20 protein-coding genes are annotated in these 15,789 nt (G+C 59.3%); 12 read left to right on the top strand and 8 right to left on the bottom strand.

The genetic code is table 11. The features are described 5' to 3' along the window. Position 1: 1 nt before the first annotated feature. From AC2FIP_RS07950 to AC2FIP_RS07930, 5 genes are all read right to left on the bottom strand, one after another. Positions 2-1,456 carry an efflux RND transporter periplasmic adaptor subunit gene (locus AC2FIP_RS07950; protein WP_496785873.1) on the bottom strand — a complete coding sequence of 485 codons (1,455 nt, stop codon included), beginning with the start codon at positions 1,454-1,456 and terminating at the stop codon, positions 2-4. 104 nt (positions 1,457-1,560) lie between these two features. Next, positions 1,561-2,103 (bottom strand): molybdenum cofactor biosynthesis protein B, encoded by a 543-nt coding sequence (moaB, locus tag AC2FIP_RS07945; RefSeq protein ID WP_496696503.1) that lies wholly within the window; start codon positions 2,101-2,103, stop codon positions 1,561-1,563. Positions 2,104-2,109: 6 nt separating this feature from the next. Then, entirely contained in the window at positions 2,110-2,730 is a 621-nt protein-coding gene (locus tag AC2FIP_RS07940) for a LysE family translocator (RefSeq protein ID WP_496696504.1), read from the bottom strand. Beyond that, positions 2,730-3,326, bottom strand: coding sequence for a metallophosphoesterase family protein (locus AC2FIP_RS07935; RefSeq protein ID WP_271948518.1), 597 nt, complete (start codon positions 3,324-3,326; stop codon positions 2,730-2,732). The genes AC2FIP_RS07940 and AC2FIP_RS07935 overlap by 1 nt, the downstream gene beginning before the upstream one ends. Beyond that, entirely contained in the window at positions 3,326-4,090 is a 765-nt protein-coding gene (locus tag AC2FIP_RS07930; protein ID WP_496693552.1) for a uracil-DNA glycosylase, read from the bottom strand. Before AC2FIP_RS07930 ends, AC2FIP_RS07935 begins: the two co-directional genes overlap by 1 nt. 40 nt (positions 4,091-4,130) lie before the next feature. Between AC2FIP_RS07930 and AC2FIP_RS07925 the strand changes: the two genes are divergently transcribed. The 10 genes from AC2FIP_RS07925 to AC2FIP_RS07880 all read left to right on the top strand — a co-directional run bounded on the left by AC2FIP_RS07925 (position 4,131) and on the right by AC2FIP_RS07880 (position 11,585). Beyond that, positions 4,131-4,790 (top strand): scavenger receptor class F, member 2, encoded by a 660-nt coding sequence (locus AC2FIP_RS07925; RefSeq protein ID WP_496785871.1) that lies wholly within the window; start codon positions 4,131-4,133, stop codon positions 4,788-4,790. A gap of 74 nt (positions 4,791-4,864) precedes the next feature. Further along, complete coding sequence (locus AC2FIP_RS07920; protein WP_496696508.1) at positions 4,865-5,800, top strand: aspartate carbamoyltransferase catalytic subunit; 936 nt, start codon at positions 4,865-4,867, stop codon at positions 5,798-5,800. Then, the gene (locus AC2FIP_RS07915) at positions 5,797-6,315 is read left to right on the top strand and encodes a hypothetical protein (protein WP_496785869.1); all 519 of its coding nucleotides are present in this window, start codon (positions 5,797-5,799) and stop codon (positions 6,313-6,315) included. The genes AC2FIP_RS07920 and AC2FIP_RS07915 overlap by 4 nt, the downstream gene beginning before the upstream one ends. Beyond that, entirely contained in the window at positions 6,300-6,686 is a 387-nt protein-coding gene (locus AC2FIP_RS07910) for a hypothetical protein (RefSeq protein ID WP_496785868.1), read from the top strand. Before AC2FIP_RS07915 ends, AC2FIP_RS07910 begins: the two co-directional genes overlap by 16 nt. Further along, complete coding sequence (pyrC, locus tag AC2FIP_RS07905) at positions 6,683-7,963, top strand: dihydroorotase (protein ID WP_496785867.1); 1,281 nt, start codon at positions 6,683-6,685, stop codon at positions 7,961-7,963. The genes AC2FIP_RS07910 and pyrC overlap by 4 nt, the downstream gene beginning before the upstream one ends. After that, complete coding sequence (gene plsY, locus AC2FIP_RS07900) at positions 7,963-8,571, top strand: glycerol-3-phosphate 1-O-acyltransferase PlsY (RefSeq protein ID WP_142635346.1); 609 nt, start codon at positions 7,963-7,965, stop codon at positions 8,569-8,571. Before pyrC ends, plsY begins: the two co-directional genes overlap by 1 nt. Before the next feature lie 81 nt (positions 8,572-8,652). Next, positions 8,653-9,195 (top strand): GbsR/MarR family transcriptional regulator, encoded by a 543-nt coding sequence (locus tag AC2FIP_RS07895; RefSeq protein ID WP_496785866.1) that lies wholly within the window; start codon positions 8,653-8,655, stop codon positions 9,193-9,195. Between the two features lie 65 nt (positions 9,196-9,260). Then, positions 9,261-10,097: a fatty acid desaturase gene (locus AC2FIP_RS07890; protein ID WP_496785864.1), complete on the top strand. Its 837-nt coding sequence runs from the start codon at positions 9,261-9,263 to the stop codon at positions 10,095-10,097. A gap of 216 nt (positions 10,098-10,313) precedes the next feature. Next, positions 10,314-10,790, top strand: coding sequence for a YHS domain-containing (seleno)protein (locus AC2FIP_RS07885; RefSeq protein WP_271948672.1), 477 nt, complete (start codon positions 10,314-10,316; stop codon positions 10,788-10,790). A gap of 261 nt (positions 10,791-11,051) precedes the next feature. Continuing rightward, entirely contained in the window at positions 11,052-11,585 is a 534-nt protein-coding gene (locus tag AC2FIP_RS07880; RefSeq protein ID WP_271948532.1) for an outer membrane protein, read from the top strand. Positions 11,586-11,629: 44 nt separating this feature from the next. Here the strand turns inward: AC2FIP_RS07880 and AC2FIP_RS07875 are convergent, their stop codons facing one another. Beyond that, positions 11,630-12,613, bottom strand: a complete 984-nt coding sequence (locus tag AC2FIP_RS07875; RefSeq protein WP_496785863.1) for a quinone oxidoreductase family protein — start codon at positions 12,611-12,613, stop codon at positions 11,630-11,632. 195 nt (positions 12,614-12,808) lie between these two features. Between AC2FIP_RS07875 and AC2FIP_RS07870 the strand changes: the two genes are divergently transcribed. Then, positions 12,809-13,666, top strand: a complete 858-nt coding sequence (locus AC2FIP_RS07870; protein WP_496785862.1) for a DUF2189 domain-containing protein — start codon at positions 12,809-12,811, stop codon at positions 13,664-13,666. Positions 13,667-13,675: 9 nt separating this feature from the next. Here AC2FIP_RS07870 and AC2FIP_RS07865 read toward each other — a convergent pair whose 3' ends face one another. Beyond that, complete coding sequence (locus tag AC2FIP_RS07865) at positions 13,676-14,662, bottom strand: NAD(P)H-quinone oxidoreductase (protein WP_496785861.1); 987 nt, start codon at positions 14,660-14,662, stop codon at positions 13,676-13,678. A 62-nt stretch (positions 14,663-14,724) separates the two neighbouring features. Then, positions 14,725-15,417, bottom strand: a complete 693-nt coding sequence (locus AC2FIP_RS07860; protein ID WP_496785860.1) for a COQ9 family protein — start codon at positions 15,415-15,417, stop codon at positions 14,725-14,727. 111 nt (positions 15,418-15,528) lie between these two features. Between AC2FIP_RS07860 and rpsU the strand changes: the two genes are divergently transcribed. Continuing rightward, a complete protein-coding gene (gene rpsU / locus AC2FIP_RS07855; protein ID WP_005614280.1) occupies positions 15,529-15,735 on the top strand; it encodes a 30S ribosomal protein S21 in 207 nt (68 codons plus the stop codon). Positions 15,736-15,789 lie beyond the last annotated feature (54 nt).

Genomic DNA, 15,789 nt, shown 5'->3' with positions numbered 1-15,789 from the left:
CCTAACCTCCGGCTCGGTTTTCGATGCTGCGCACCAACGACGCGGGAACCTTGGCTTCGCCCAGTTGGCCCAGCACGCGGGCTTTGACATCTTGAGGCAATGCATCACTGGCTTCGACCTGCGCCACCAGCTGGGCACGCTGTTCCTCGGACAGCTCGACCATATCCGTCTGGCCCCCTGCGTTGGCCTCATCCCGCAGCGGCCTGACCCGGACACCGGCCCCAAGCAGAGGCGTTCGACCAATGACAACCTCGCGACTTTCCAACCCCCGCCCGCGCAGCAGCACCTCATCACCCTGACGGCGGATCAACTGCACTGGTAGAACCTCAAGCCGGTCATCCTTGCCCAGAATCAGAACCGTCCCTGCTGAATCCAGAACCGAAGACGGCAGGCGCACCACGTTCTCAAGCGGCTGTTCCTGAACCGAGACTGTCACGAAATCACCGGGCTTGAATCCCGAAGTATCCTCGAGCAAGGCATAAAGCAGGCGACCGGTTTGCCCTTCTCCGGCCGAGCCGCTATCGCGGCTTATGCGGCCCTGCGCCGCAAGATCTGCTCCTGTAACCTCTAGCGATACAGTGACCGGGGAGTTGATCAGATCCCCTTCAGCATCCAGCAGGCGGACGAATTGCGCGGTCGAGACGCGAAAGGCCACCTCAAGTGCTTTAGGATCAACCAATTCGGCTAGTTTTTCGTTGGCCGAGACCAGGCGACCCTCGACCAAAGTTACGTCGGTCAATGTGCCCCCGAACCGGGCATGGATGGTCATGTCTTCCAAATCACGTTCGGCGGCGGCCAGTGCGATACGGGCACGCGACAGCAACGTCGTCGCCTGATCGACGCGCGATTCCGCCTGTGCCAGCGCGATCCTCCGGGCCAAAACAGATTGCTGTGCCGATGCCTCGGCCAGTTCCGCCTCTTCCACGGATGCCGCCGCGCCCACTCCCCGGCTTTTCAAGTCTTTTTGACGCTGCAGGGCACGGCCCCGCAATTCGGCCTGCGCCTCGGCCGAGTTCAGCTCATCCTGCGCCAGCAGCAGCGACCGTTCGGCATCGCGTTCCTCAAACTGAGCATCCAGCAGGTCCGACTTGGCGCGATCCAGCGCCGATTGTGCATCCGCCGGATCAAGCTCGACCAGAACCTCTCCTGCAGTGACGGCACCGCCATCTTCGAAATCTTCGGACAAGGTTATCACACGGCCACCAAGCGCTGCACGCAGTTCCAGGCGGCGGCGGCTTTGCACCTCGCCAAATGCTTCAAGATAAGGCGTTACGGTTTCCACTTCGGCATTCCGGACAGTAACCGCAAAAATGCGCTCCCGCGCCTGCGGAGCGGCATCCTCGCGCGTCAGAACATCCTGCACTGCACCCGCGATCATCTGAACCGCCACAAACAAGAGTGCCAACGTCAAGGACGTCAGGAAAACTCCGGCAAGGCTCTGCCTCAGAAAGCGCATTTACTATCACCCCGTTCGCATCAGGCTGGCATTTCAGAAGGTAGCTTTGCCCCGAAAAATGCCAAGCCACAAAGCGGTAATACACATTTGAACGTGTAACCAGCTTACTTCCGTCGCAGATGTTCGTCCAATCTGGGCATAATTTCCACGAAATTGCAGGGCCGGTGACGATAATCGAACTGTTTTAGCAATATTCCATCCCAGGCATCCTTGCAGGCACCGGGGCTGCCGGGCAATGCAAACAGATAGGTGCCCCCGGCGACGCCACCTGTGGCGCGCGACTGGACGGCAGAGGTGCCGATCTTTTGCATCGACAGGATTGTAAAAACCGTGCCGAATGCGTCGATTTCCTTCTCGTAGACATCCCGATGCGCCTCGACTGTAACGTCGCGCCCTGTCAGGCCGGTACCCCCGGTCGAGATGACGGCATCTATTTCAGGATCTGCGATCCACACGCGCAGCTGTTCTGCAATCTGGGCGCGCTCATCCGGAAGGATCTTGCGGTCCGCGACCAAATGGCCCGCCGCCTGAATCCGATCCACCAAAGTCTGTCCCGATCTGTCCTCGGGCAGCGTCCGCGTATCCGAGACAGTGAGGACGGCGATCCGAACTGGAATGAATTCTTTGCTTTCGTCGATGCGTGACATATGACGTCAGGCCCTTTCCATAATCGCAAGCCGAATGGCGAGCGCCGTAAAAATCCCTCCGGTCACCCAGCCCATGAAACGCGACGCACGCGGGTTCGAGACCAAGACTCGGCCCGTGCCACCGGCAAACATGCCGACCATCCCGTTCACCACAAAGCCGCCCAGCGCGATGATAAGGCCAAGGGTCAGGAACTGCGGCAAGATTGGCCCCAAGGCCGGGTCCACAAATTGCGGGATGAAGGCCAGCACGAACAGGATGACCTTTGGATTGGTGAGATTGACCAGCAGCCCATCACGAAACGCAAGTTTCCCGCTATGTGCCGGTGCCTCGGTCGGCGCAGCACCGTTTTTGATCGAACGCCAGGCCAGATACAGCAGATAGGCCACCCCCAACCAACGGATCACATCAAACAGCCAGGGCAGCGTCGATACCGCCGCGCCAAACCCAAGCCCTGCCAGCAGCACATGCACCATCGAGCCCGCAGAAATACCCGCGCTGGCTGCAAGCGCGGGTCTAGCACCTTTGCGCAGGCCCTGCCCAAAGCAGAACATCATATCAGCGCCCGGGGTAAGGTTCAGAGCGAGCGCAGCCGGGATAAACGCCAGAAGGGTTACAGTTTCGATCATCAATGCAGCTCAAACCAATTTGGTCTGGGCCCCAGATTGGCCACCTGGGTGCGCCCGATTGCCCCGCGATACCCCCAGCTGTCATGGATATGGCCATGCAGAGAAAGCTGCGGCTGCACCCGCTCGATCGCGTCGCGCACCGCGACCGAACCGACGGCGCCGCCCATCGACGTGACATCGCCATGCCCTTTGGGCGGAGAATGCGTAATCAGAATATCGGCAGCGTCGCACCGATCCAGCAACTCGGCGGCCTCGGCCTCGGTCAGATCGCAGGACCAACCGCCAAAAGGCGTCACGGGCACACCATATCCCAGACCAAACAGGCGCACCCCGTCCACAGTCATCCCGGTACCGTGCAGCACGTGGACACCTTCGGGCACAGCCGCTGTCAGCTCTTGGACGCTTTCGGCATTGCCGGGGGTTAGGACCAGAGGGGCCGAAATGCCCGCAAGCATCTCCATCGCCTGATCCAGCCCTTGCCGCATATTGCAGAAATCACCAGCACCGATCACCAGATCCGCCTCGGCGCTGGCGGCAACCAATTCTACCGCCCGACTGCGCGCCATATGCAGGTCGGAAAAGGCCAGGATGCGCATCACTTGCCCTCCAGCCGGGCCTTCAACTCCAACAGATCTGCCCAGGCCTGCCGTTTCATTGGCGGTTGCCGCAGCAAGTAAGCAGGGTGAAACATCGGGATGACCGGCAGCCCCCAAGCCTGATCCCACTGGCCGCGCAACCGAGTTATACCGCGTTTGCCCAGCACCGCCTGACAGCTGATATTGCCCATCACGACCAGAACCTCGGGCTTGGCCAATGCGACGTGGCGCTCCAGAAACGGCTTCATCATGCCGATCTCTTCGGGCTTGGGATCCCGGTTCTGCGGGGGCCGCCAGGGCAGAACATTGGTGATATAGACGTTTTCGGCACGGTTCAGCTCAATCGCGGACAACATCCTGTCCAGCAACTGCCCGGCCCGACCAACAAAGGGCTTGCCCTCGCGATCTTCATCCCGGCCCGGAGCCTCGCCTATAATCATCACCCGAGCACCCGGCGTCCCGTCGGCAAACACCAACTGGCGCGCACCACGTTTCAAATCGCAATGATCAAACGCATCCATCGCAGCGCGCAACTGGTCCAGCGATCCAGCAGTCTTGGCGACTGAATCGGCAATCGCCAACGCATCGACCGGCTTGGGCTTTTCCGGCGCCGTTTGTACCGCTGTGGGCTTTTTGGATTTGGGCGCAGTGTCGGGCAACGCATAGCGGTCCACCGGGGCATCCCCGATCGCATCCGTCGCGCCGAGTTCAATCTGCCAATCCAGCAGAGCCCGCGCTGTGTGATAATCCAAAGCCGATTCCATAGACCTCAATCTAACCTCCTTTTGACCGAGGGAAAGCGAATTGGCCTTGATTGCGCGCTCGGTCGCACCGACCATTGGGGCAATCATGCTGATCCTGTTTCGAATCCTCTCAATTTGGGCGCTGTTGGCCATGGCCAGCGGGCCTGTTTCGGCGCAGCTGTTTGACCGTAACGACCAGTGCCGCGCGGGGCAGTTCGCCTGTGGCAGTCGGTGCTGTTCCGGTGGGCAAAGATGCAGTTTCGACAATCATTGCATCCCGCTGGGCGGCACCTATTGCGGCGGCGGCCGCAGCTGCGGGCCGTTCGAGCGCTGCGTGGCAGGCGGGTTGCGCTGCGCACCCAAAGGGGCCAACGCATGCACCACGCGTCTGGACTGCCCCGGCGACAGCTTTTGCAACGCGCGCGGGGAATGCCAGCGAAACACCCCCGAATTCGACCCGGATTCAGCCACCAGCGGCAGCCCCATCACCTGTGACGACGGCTTGACCTGTGCGGCCGGATCATCCTGCCTGCCAGGCGGAGGATGCGCGCAGCCCGGTTGGTTCTTGTGCGAGAAAACCGGATCACAATGCCGCCCCGGATTCAAATGTTCGAACCATCAAGGATGTGTGCCGGTTAAGGCGATCGACTGCGGCTATGGCAAATGGTGCAAACCCGGCGAACTGTGCTTGCCCGAAGGCGGGTGCGAGAAACTGCCCTAACGCCTTGATCCCAAGGTTGCCTTGCGCGGCGCGGCTTTCTATAAGCGGGCCGATTGTCAGACAGGAGTCCGCCCATGCGTTTCGCCCATCGTCACCTTCTTGGCATCGAGCACCTGTCCCAATCCGATATTACCGCCATTCTTGATCTGGCCGAGACCTATGTCGAGATGAACCGGCAACCGAACAAGCACTCAGATGTGCTGGCCGGGCTGACGCAAATCAACATGTTCTTTGAGAACTCGACCCGTACTCAGGCCAGTTTCGAACTGGCCGGCAAGCGGCTGGGTGCGGATGTGATGAATATGGCAATGCAGGCCAGCTCGATCAAAAAGGGTGAGACGCTGATCGACACGGCGATGACGCTGAACGCAATGCATCCCGACCTTCTGGTGGTGCGGCACCCGCATTCCGGCGCGGTTGATCTGTTGGCGCAGAAGGTGAATTGCGCCGTACTGAACGCAGGCGACGGGCGGCATGAGCACCCGACACAGGCGCTGCTGGATGCGTTGACCATTCGCCGCGCCAAGGGTCGCCTGCACCGGTTGAACATCGCGATCTGCGGCGACGTCGCCCATTCCCGCGTGGCGCGGTCGAACTTGATCCTTCTCGGCAAGATGGAAAACCGCATTCGCCTGATCGGCCCGCCAACGCTGGTCCCCAGCCAATTTGCCGAGTTTGGAGCCGAGATCTATGACGATATGAATGAAGGCCTTCAAGACGTCGATGTCGTGATGATGCTGCGCCTTCAGAGAGAGCGGATGGATGGCGGGTTCATCCCCTCGGAACGTGAATACTATCATCGCTACGGGCTGGATGCCGCCAAACTGGCGCAGGCCAAACCCAATGCCATTGTAATGCATCCCGGCCCAATGAACCGCGGGGTCGAGATTGACGGAACGCTAGCCGATGATATCAACCGCTCGGTCATTCAGGAGCAGGTTGAGATGGGTGTCGCCGTCCGCATGGCTGCGATGGAACTGCTGGCCCGCAATCTGCGCGAGGCCGCATGAGCGATCTGGCCGTCGCATCCCATGAACACGGCGTTATCCGCCTGTTCGCACTCGACATGCGCCCGGAAGAGGCCAAGTTTCTGCGCGAACCCGGAGCCGCCGATCAGATTCTAGGGGTAGCGGGGCTGGATCCCGAGCAGGTCGACGTCTTTCCGGTCTCGGACCTCGAAGACCTTGGCCTCTATGGCTATCTGACCGAGGGCTGCGACGTGTCCGCAGATCAGCTGGACCGCACAGCGCTGGATGCGATTGACGGCTGGGTTCTGGTAGTCCGCAGCGCCGCATTTCGCGGTCGTACAGCCGCTTTGCGCCCCGACCGCAGGCTGCGCCTGATCGGGCTCTATACTGAAGAAGCAACAAGCTGGGCAGGTGGCCGGATTGAGACGGAAAGCGCGAAACCGTATTCGGCGTCGCAATCCGCACCGCAAAATGACAAACCGCGTCGCATGGGCTCTGCGGTTCTGGCGCTGTTGATCCTTCTGGTTATCGGAGGTGCCCTATGGCTGATCCTGTGACTTTCCCGCCCGACAAAGGGGCCTATATCCGCACCAACACGTGGATGGCAGCCGCGGCTATGGCAGGGGCCATGGTCATCCTTTGGCTGATCGGTAATCCCTATGTCTGGACCGGCGCGCCAGCGGGCCTTGCTGCAATCGGCATTCGTGCGTGGTATCTGGCCTCAGAAGAGCTGGCGGCCGCATGGGAAATGACCGACACTACTCTGACCGGTCCTGGCCCGCGCAAAGTGGCGCTGAACCAGATCGAGGCTGTCAAAACCATGGGTAGCTTTGTTCAAATCGTCACAAAAGGCGGGGACAAGCACCTGATCAAGTATCAGGCAGATCCTGCCGCTACCAAAACCGCTATTGAAAGGGCCATGGCATGAGCAATCTGATCTTCACCAACGCCCGCCTGATCGACCCCGAAACTGGCGCAGACGCACTGGGATGGGTGCATGTGGCTGATGGCCGTATCGTGGCCAACGGCGAAGGTGCGGCCCCGTCAATTGACGCGCAGGTCATCGACTGCGGCGGGCATTGCCTGGCACCGGGCATCGTCGATCTCGGCGTCAAGGTTTGCGAGCCGGGCGAGCGGCACAAGGAAAGCTATAAATCCGCAGGACTGGCAGCGGCGGCGGGGGGTGTGACCACGATCGTGACGCGCCCCGATACCTTACCTGCCGTGGACACGCCGGAAACGCTGGAATTTGCGACCCGGCGCGCACAGGCGGATGCCCCGGTCAATGTGCTGCCCATGGCGGCCCTGACCAAAGGGCGCGAAGGGCGCGAGATGACCGAGATCGGATTTCTGCTGGATGCCGGTGCCGTCGCCTTTACCGACTGTGATCATGTCATTGCAGATACCAAAGTGTTCACGCGCGCGCTGACCTATGCGAAATCCTGCGGTGCGCTGGTGATCGCCCACCCTCAGGAACCGGGGCTGAGCGCTGGCGCCGCCGCCACCAGCGGCAAATTCGCCGCCTTGCGCGGATTGCCCGCCGTTTCCCCAATGGCCGAGCGTATGGGGCTGGACCGCGACATTGCGTTGCTGGAAATGACCGGTGCGGCCTATCACGCCGATCAGATTACCACCGCCCGCGCCCTGCCCGCGCTGGAACGGGCCAAGCGGAACGGGCTGGACATCACTGCTGGAACCTCGATCCACCATCTGACGCTGAACGAGCTGGACGTGGCCGACTATCGCACCTTCTTCAAGGTCAAACCTCCGCTGCGGTCGGAAGATGACCGGCGGGCTGTCATCGAAGCGGTGCGGGCAGGTCTGATCGACACGATCAGTTCCATGCACACGCCACAGGACGAAGAAAGCAAACGCCTCCCGTTTGAAGAGGCGGCCTCGGGCGCGGTGGCGCTGGAGACGTTGCTGCCTGCGGCTTTGCGCCTGTACCATTCTGATCAACTGGACTTGCCGACTCTGTTCCGCGCGATGGCTCTGAACCCAGCTAAACGACTGGGTCTGGACAGCGGTCGCCTGTCTGAGGGCGCGCCGGCCGACCTGGTTCTGTTCGACCCGGATGTGCCCTTTGTGCTGGACCGGTTCACGCTTAGATCCAAATCGCAGAATACGCCATTTGACGGCCAGAGGATGCAAGGTAAGGTCACCGCAACCTTTGTGGCAGGCCAAGAAGTATACCGGAGACCCTGATGCCCCTGATCGACAGTACGATGACCCAGCTGATCCTCTGGGCCGCGATTGGATACCTGATGGGGTCGATCCCCTTTGGCATGATCATCGCCAAGGTGATGGGACTGGGAAATCTGCGCGATATCGGGTCGGGCAATATTGGGGCGACCAATGTACTTCGCACCGGCAACAAGGCCGCCGCCGCGCTGACTCTGATCTTTGACGCCGGGAAAGGGGCCGCTGCCGTCTTGCTCGCCCGTGCCATGGCCGGGGAAGACGCCGTACAGGTCGCCGCATTGGCCGCGTTTCTGGGCCACTGTTTTCCAGTCTGGTTGGGCTTCAAAGGTGGCAAGGGTGTCGCGACCTTTCTGGGCCTCTGGCTAGCGCTTGACTGGGGCGTGGGCATTGCCTGCTGCATAACTTGGCTGGTGGCCGCTGCCATCTGGCGGATTTCGTCGCTTGGGGCCCTTGCAGCAGCGTCCCTGTCTACAACCTGGGTCATGGTTTTGAGTGACGGGTCGACGTTTATTCTGGGAATCGTCCTGACATTGCTTGTGTACTGGCGCCATGCCGCCAATATCTCGCGCATCAAAGCTGGCACCGAACCCAGGATCGGGTCCAAGACCTGATATCCGCCTGAGTTAATTGGTTCTTGATCGAATCATTTCTATCTGTAATTTCTGTCATTACAGAAATTACTGGATGCAATCATGCACCTTACTGAATCCATGCGCGACTTTATCCTCCATTGGGGGGAAATGGGTACCAAGTGGGGTGTGAACCGCTCGGTCGCGCAAATCCACGCGCTATTGCACATCTCGCCCGAACCGATGACTGCAGATGAGATCTGTGAAACGCTCGGGCTGGCCCGCTCGAACGTCTCGACCGGGCTGAAGGAACTGCAAGGCTGGAAGCTGATCAAAGCCAGCCGAAACCTGGGTGACCGGCGCGATCAATTTCATTCGATCCGGGACATGTTTGACCTGACCAAAGCTGTGGTTGAAGGCCGCCGCGAACGTGAATATGCGCCCACTCTGGCCGCGCTGCGTATCGTTGCCCAAGAGGCTCAGAATGACGGCACCTCGCCCAAAGTGCGCCAGCGGATTGATGAGACGCTAGAAACCATGCAGATGTTCGACGACTGGTATGTCGATGTGAACCGTCTACCTCGCCGCGTTCAACTGGCAATCGTCAAACTTGGCGGACGCATCGCCCGGCTGCTGCCCAAGGGACAAGGGGACAAGTCGCCCTAAAAATTTTACCCTCAAATTTCTCTCAATACAGAAATCTCAGAATATGATGTAAGAAGGAGCATGACATGATCCAGCCCAAACGCCCGCCCGAACGCGCCCCGAAAGGCATCCAATGGGCCGACCTGGTTCCCCTGAACCGCTGGGACAAGATCAAGGAACTGATGCTACCGCTGCCTTGGCTGCTGCTGTCTCTGACGCTCTACAGCACTGCCCTCTGGCCACTTGGTGCTATGGCCAGCTTTCTGTTCTTTCTGTGCGCCCTGCGCCTGAACCACGAAGCGATCCATGGCAATCTCGGGCTGTCGCGGCGGCAGGATTCCTTGGTGATGCATGTGCTCAGCGCGCTTATGTTGGGTTCTAATCACGCTTTCTGCCAATGCCACCTGCTGCATCACAAACACGCCATGGGTCCGGGCGATTGCGAGGGGAATTGCGGGCACATGACCCTGGCGCAGGTCTTGGTATACGGACCCCGGTTTCCCTTCGACATCAACCGTGCGGCCTGGCGGGTCGCCAACGTCAAGGCCCGTCGCCGCATCCTGATCGACTGGGGGCTGGTGCTTGCCGTGATCGCCGCTGCTGTGCTGAGCGGATCGCAAACCTTGCTGCTGCACGTGGCTGCGATGAGCACAGCCCAATGCCTTGCCGCCCTGTTTGCGGTCTGGATAACCCATCAGGGCACGCATGACAGTGGCGTTGCCGCGCGCAGTCAGCGCGGGGTGCTGGCGCGGCTGGCTTATCTGATGTTCTACCACCGCGAGCATCATCTGTTCCCGAAGGTTCCTGTCAGCCGGTTGCCCGTTCTTGCGGATCGGCTGGAACGTTCGGTTGCGGGATATGCCGCAAGTCGCAAGCCGGTCATCGGCTGGCTGGAACCCCGCCGGTTCCGGGTTGAACCCTAATCCTTGCTGATACGCGCACCCAAGGATCCTGAGCGGAAACGCACAGGATCCGTTTGCCAGCACACAATCACCTTTAGTTGTTTTGAACGTGATCAATACGCTGCCCACTTCGGGGTCGTGGCGGCCAATTACCGACCGCACGGAACAAAACAATCAGGGTTGCCCAGACTCAATTACGGAATCCCCCGGCAGTCCGATTCACGAAAGGTGAAAACAATGAACAAGATCAAATCCCTTATCGGCGGCGTCGCGCTGTCTGTTGCCATCGCAAGCTCGACCCTGGCTGCAGGCGTCGAACTGAATGCAAGTTCGACCGGTCTGGCGCTGCAGGGCTATGACCCGGTCGCTTACTTCACCGCTGGCGAAGCCACCAAGGGCGATTACCGCATCACTGCGCTGCACAACGAAGCCTTGTACCGCTTCGCCTCGGAAGAAAACAAAGTCGCGTTTGAAGAAAACCCCGAAGCCTACCTGCCCGCATATGGTGGCTATTGCGCATTCGGCACCGCGATGGGCTTCAAGTTTGACGGCGACCCGAACTACTGGAGAATCGTCGACAACAAGCTGTACCTGAATCTGTCCGCAGATATTCAGGAACGTTGGGAAGGCGACATCCCCGGCTTTAACGAGCGCGCCGACACCAACTGGAAAGATATCGCCGACAAGAGCCCTTCGGAATTGCAGGCGCAATAATCCGCCCAAGAAAAACACCGGATCGGCGGCAGTTCACCCTGCCGCCGATTACCATTTGAAACCGCCATTTTTCACCCTAGTTGTTCAAGCAGGAACGAGCCCAAAAAACGTGGGCCAGTGCCCCGAAGCGGCGGCACAGAGATCAGGTACGGAAACAGCCAAAAAACAGCGATCCGGTCGTCAGACCGGGCCCTGGCAATACCACGTACAAATGAGCAGCACAGGTTTGCTGAAGACCAATTCGAAAGAAAGGTTAACAGAATGACAGGTAGATTTTTTATTGCGGCCTTTATCGCCTCTATTGCGGCCGGAGGCGCCTCGGCGCAATCCTCGGGCAACTGGACGGGCTTTTACGGCGGCCTTCAGGTCGGCTATGCCGATATCGACACCAATGTTTCGGGCGTCGACGGTGATGGCGCGATTGGCGGTATCGTGTTGGGATATGATTATGATCTGGGGGATTGGGTTGTCGGTGGCGGCTTTGACTATGACTGGACCAGCATTGAACTGACCCCCGGCGTCGAGGTCGAAGACGTTTGGCGCCTGAAAGCACGCGCCGGATACAAAGTGACTCCGGTGGGGCTGCTATATGGTATCGGGGGCTATGCCGAGGCGAGCACGGACAATCTTGGCAGTGACGATGGTTGGTTCATCGGCGCTGGGTATGAACAGATTGTCGCCCCCAATGTCAGCGTTGGAGGCGAAATCCTGTATCACGAATTCAACGATTTCGATTCGACCGGAATTGATGTGGACGCGACCACAATCCAGGCCCGTGCAACCTACCGGTTCTAAGGAAACAGTGACGGAACCCGGCACAAACGCCGGGTTCCTTTCATTTACAGTTCAAGAACTGTGCTGCCTGTGGTTTGGCGCGCCTCAAGTGCGCGATGGGCCTCGGCCACCTGATCCAGCGGGAACCTCTGATCAATGTGGATTTTGACCTCGCCGCCTTCGACCTTGTTGAACAGGCGCCGCGCCATGGCCTGACAGACCGCGTGGTCCGAAATATGTGTGAAGAGCGTTGGCCGCGTTATCTTGAGCGATCCTTTCTTGGCCAGAATGCCAATGTCGATCAGAGGCACCGGGCCAGAGGCATTGCCGAACGAGATCATCATGCCAAGCGGTTTCAGGCTGTCGAGCGATCCGTCAAACGTGTCCGACCCGATGGAATCCATCACCGCGTCTACGCCTTTGCCCTTGGTGATCTGCGCGACGCGCTCGGCAAAGTTCTCGGTCCGGTAATTGATGCAATGCGCGGCACCATTGAACTGCGCCAAACTGCATTTTTCATCGGTTCCGGCAGTACCGATCAACGCGATCCCCTCGGATTTGGCCCATTGACAGGCAATCAAGCCAACACCCCCGGCAGCTGCATGAAACAACACGGTATCCCCGCGTTTCAGCGGTGTGGTTCGATGAAACAGATATTCGACTGTCATCCCCTTGAGCATCATCGCCGCCGCCGCATCAAAAGAAATTCCATCCGGAAGCGGGCACACCTGTGCGGCGGGCATGACCCGTGCCTCGCAATAGGCACCGGGCGGAGAGGCAGCATAGGCCGCGCGCTGCCCGGGTTCCAGATGCGTTACACCTTCCCCGACGGCTTCGATCACGCCAGCGGCCTCCATGCCCAAAGCCTGAGGCATATCCAGCGGATACAGCCCAGTGCGCTGATATACATCAATGAAATTCAGCCCGCAGGCATGATGACGAATACGAACCTCACCGGGGCCGGGTTCACCAAGTGGGCGATCTTCGATCTTCAGAACCACGGGGCCGCCGTGTTCATGGATGACGACGGTTCGTGCCGTTTTCTGCATGTTGTCCTCCTCTAGCCTCAGGCCAAGCTAACATGCCTGTGACGCAGGGCAATCGACACGATTACGCGAGGCGCAACCCAAACGCGAAAATTTGTGCTATACTATGCCCAAGGCGTTGCTGGCTGGTCCGGCCAAAAGCAACAAGTCGCCGGATTGACCCCGCTGCGCAACATCGCAATGCAGGAGGGGACGGCAATGGACAAAACGATTGGCAATCCGATCACCTGGGCGGCACGGAACATAGGTGCAACCGGGGATCACCTAGCTGAAAATATCAGCCATATCGGCAGCGCGGATACACGACACCTGCCAGTGGTTCGTACGCTGACGATGGATGATCTTTGGGCCTGCCTGAGGGCAGGATACAGCGATTTTCTGGATACAAGGGCCGATGCGATATTCGTGGTGCTCATCTATCCGATCGCAGGTTTTCTGATGTTCGGAATTGGGCTGAACACAAACATGGTTCCACTGCTGGCACCGCTGGTTGGTGGTTTTGCGCTTGTGGGTCCGGTGGCCGCCCTTGGCCTGTACGAAATCAGCCGCAAACGAGAACAAGGTGGCGAGGCTGGATGGCTGGATGCGTTTGGCGTGTTCCGGTCCCCTTCCCTAGGTGCAATTCTGGCTTTGGCGTTTTACATGGTCATGCTGTTTCTGGTTTGGCTGATGGTCGCGCAGAGCATCTATGTTCAGACACTCGGCCCTGACCTGCCCGCGTCGCTGGGTGCCTTTCTAACCCAAGTGTTCACCACCGCCGCTGGATGGACCATGATCTTGTTCGGGAACGCTGTTGGGTTTCTGTGTGCCCTCGTCGCCCTGGCAATCAGCGTCGTCAGCTTTCCGCTGCTGCTGGACCGCAAAGTGGGCGTTCCGGTCGCCGTGGTGACATCCGTGCGGGTGTTGCGTCACAATCCGGGCGTCATCCTGAGCTGGGGATTCATCGTTGCCGCGCTGCTGGTCATCGGAGCGATCCCGATGTTGCTGGGCCTGATCGTCGTGATGCCGGTACTGGGCCACGCCACCTGGCATCTCTATCGGCGCGCTGTGGCCTGAAACACAGCTTTATCCCGCAACTTTCAGAACAATCTTGCCAATATGGCCAGAGCTTTCCATGCAGGCATGGGCCGCCGCCGCATCAGCCAGATCAAACTCACTATCCATAACAGGGGCAACTTTTCCCGCCTCGAGCAATGGCCAGACCGCTTCGTGCAGATCCGAAGCGATTTTTGCCTTGGCCAGATCGCTTTGCGGGCGCAGAGTACTGCCAGTCAAGGTCAGGCGTTTGACCATCATAAGCGCAAAATTCAGCTCGACCACGGGCCCCTGAAGGAAGGCTATCTGCACCAGCCGTCCATCCTCGGCCAGCGCCTTAACGTTGCGTGGGATATAGTCGCCGCCCACCATGTCCAGTATCAGGTTCGCCCCGCCCTCGGCCCGCATCGCGGCTACGAAATCCGCGTCACGGTAGTTGATCGCCTGTTCGGCACCCAGCTTTTCACAGGCCTCACATTTTTCAGCCGAGCCTGCAGTCGTAAAAACCCGCGCTCCAAAGGCGTTCGCCAGCTGAATCGCCGTTGTGCCGATACCACTGGAACCACCATGCACCAGAAACCGCTCACCGGCCTTCAGGCTGCCGCGCATAAAGACGTTGGACCAGACGGTAAAGAAGGTCTCGGGCAGGCAGGCGGCTTCTTTCAGGCCCATCCCCGCTGGCACCGGCAAACAATGCGCCGCAGGTGTGGCCACATATTCGGCATAGCCACCGCCCGGCAGCAAGGCACAGACCTGATCGCCAACGGATAGGTCGTCCACCCCCGCCCCGACGGCCACGACCTCACCCGCGGCCTCAAGACCCGGCAGATCACTGGCACCCGGAGGTGGATTATAGGCACCGGCGCGCTGCAGAGCATCCGGGCGGTTCACCCCCGCATAGGCGACTTTGAGGATCACTTGACCGGCCAAAGCTTGGGGCATCGGGCGTTCTGTCAGTTGCAGAACATCCGGACCGCCGGGTTCGGTGATTTCAACGGCGCGCATCATCTGAGTCATGGGTAGATCTCCTTTGGCCAATGCCTAGCAGGCTGAAACGTCAAGGCCCAGTAGCAAGAGGACTACTTGCGCGGTGTCAGGAATCCGGGAAGCGTGCCGTGGGTTTTAGTCGGAGCCTTCACCTGCCCGGCCAGCCAATTCGGAACAGCAAGAAACGGTCTGAACAGAGGATTGTCCCTCACCTGCCCCTTAAGCTTTTCGAACTGCATAACATTGTCGATACGACGGTCCAGAAACTCCCACGTTTTCTGGTTCCCGGGCGAATCGTCCCCCAACCAGAACAACAGGGTCGAGGAATAGACCCCCGACAATGTCGCCCGCTTGGTGTACCAGTTCACGTCGTCCGACGTATCTCCCAACGTGTCCCAGATCAGATCACAGGTTTGCCATACTGCCCTTGCGCCATCAGCCGCGTGGCTTGGCAGCGAAAACATGGTCATACCCCGGCGCACGAGTTCCTTATCCGGCACGGCCTGCAGCCGGAACCGGACGGCAGCGGCGATCCGGTCACGGAATTTGATATCGCCCAAATCCTCAGTTTTAAGGCGATCTGCCATCACAGCGTCCCCGCGCGCATGAAATGCCAACGCCAGGTCAACGGCACCACGCGGACAAATCGCCCGCACCAGAACGTCATCCATTCCACATTCTTCAATCGCCGCGCGAAAGCTGGTTTCCGACCAGCCATCGAAGGGAACATGTGTCAGCATCGCATCCAAAAGCTGCTGCTTGGCGTCTTCATAGGTGGTTGTCATGGCGGTTCTCCGGTTATCAGGACCAGTACTAGACAAGATAGAGGCGCTTTGCTATACGGCCAATTCCTGCAATTTCCTTGCAACTCTATCTAGAAAGGTGGTGACAACCACATGCAGGTTAGTGTTCGCGACAATAACGTCGATCAGGCGCTTCGTGCCCTGAAGAAAAAGCTGCAGCGCGAAGGCGTGTTCCGCGAAATGAAGCTTAAGCAACATTTCGAGAAACCGTCCGAGAAAAAAGCGCGCGAGAAAGCTGAAGCGATCCGCCGTGCCCGTAAACTGGCACGTAAGAAAGCACAGCGCGAAGGTTTGCTCTAAGCACCTTCCTCGTCCAGTTTTGGATGACACTATTTGACGACCCCCGAGGCATCG

Source organism: Ruegeria sp. CDSB114 (genome assembly GCF_059611025.1).
This window is presented reverse-complemented; position numbering and strand designations above follow the sequence as displayed.